The 1250-nt window shown below is 46.8% G+C and carries 1 protein-coding gene; it reads left to right on the top strand.

All coding sequences use genetic code 11. The features are described from left to right. Positions 1-6: 6 nt before the first annotated feature. Positions 7-1250, top strand: a 1244-nt coding sequence (locus EIZ48_RS28255; protein ID WP_160658721.1) for an aldehyde dehydrogenase family protein, incomplete at its 3' end; no start/stop codon positions are given.

The following is a 1250-nucleotide window of genomic DNA, read 5'->3' as shown; positions in this document are numbered from 1 at the left end:
TAAATAATGGTAGATAAAGATCTATTATCAATTCAAGAGGCGAGAGCTTTAGTTCACTCCGCTCGCTCCGCTCAAAATGAATTTGCTCAGCTAAGCCAAGAGCGTGTAGATAGTATTGTTAAAGCCATTGCTGAAGCAGCGAGTAAACAGGCGACCGAACTTGCTCAACTCGCTGTCGAGGAAACCGGGTTTGGTAAGGTAGAAGATAAAACCACTAAAAACCGATTGGCGAGTGAAAAACTGTACCAAGCCATTAAAGATATGAAAACTATCGGGGTGATTAACAACGATATCGCTAAGAAAATCATCGAAATCGCTGTTCCTACCGGTGTTATCGCAGGTATTGTTCCTTCAACCAACCCGACTTCTACAACGATTTATAAGTCCCTGATTTCCCTAAAGTCAGGTAATGCCATCGTATTTACACCACACCCGAGTGCAAGCAAATGTATTGGGAAAACCGTCACTCTTATCCGTGAGACCCTCCGTTCTTGTGGCGTAAGCGAAGACATGGTTAGTGTTATGAACATCCCAACGATTGAAGGCAGCGGTGAGCTGATGCGAAAAGTGGACCTTATTCTGGCAACCGGTGGCCCAGGTATGGTGAAAGCTGCATACAGCTCGGGGACTCCGGCTCTTGGAGTGGGTGCTGGTAATGTTCCTGTGTATATCGAGCGCACAGCAGATATCAATGACGCTGTGACCAAAATAATGGCGAGTAAGACTTTTGACAACGGGACAATTTGTGCCTCTGAACAAGCCATTATTACCGATAAGGTGATTGATGCTCAGGTGAGAACAACGCTTAAAGCGCAAGGCGGATATTTCCTYCAAGGTTCAGAGCTTGATAACGTGAAGAGAGTGATGGAACGCCCTAATGGCTCTATGAACCCCGCTATTGTAGGCAGAGACGCGAAGTATATTGCGGACTTAGCCGGAATTACGGTGCCATCGGACACTCGTCTTCTTATCGGAGAAGAGTCTGGTGTTGGTCCTGCATACCCGTTCTCGAAAGAGAAGCTGACCGCTTTAATCGGCTACTACACGGTAGAAGGTTGGAATGAAGCGTGTGAACTGTCGGTTAAACTGCTTCATAACGGGGGTGTAGGTCACTCTTTAGCTATCCATTCTAAGGACGAGTCTGTTATCTGTGCGTTTGGCCTGAAAAAGCCGGTATCTCGCATGTTGGTCAATACACCTTCGACTCACGGAGCTGTTGGCCTGTCTACGAATCTGTTCCCGTCGTTTAC

This window comes from Photobacterium alginatilyticum (assembly GCF_009910675.1).
GTDB classification, from domain to species: Bacteria; Pseudomonadota; Gammaproteobacteria; order Enterobacterales; family Vibrionaceae; genus Photobacterium; species Photobacterium alginatilyticum.
Note: the sequence above shows the minus strand (reverse complement) of the source record. Positions and strands in the feature narration are given on the sequence as shown.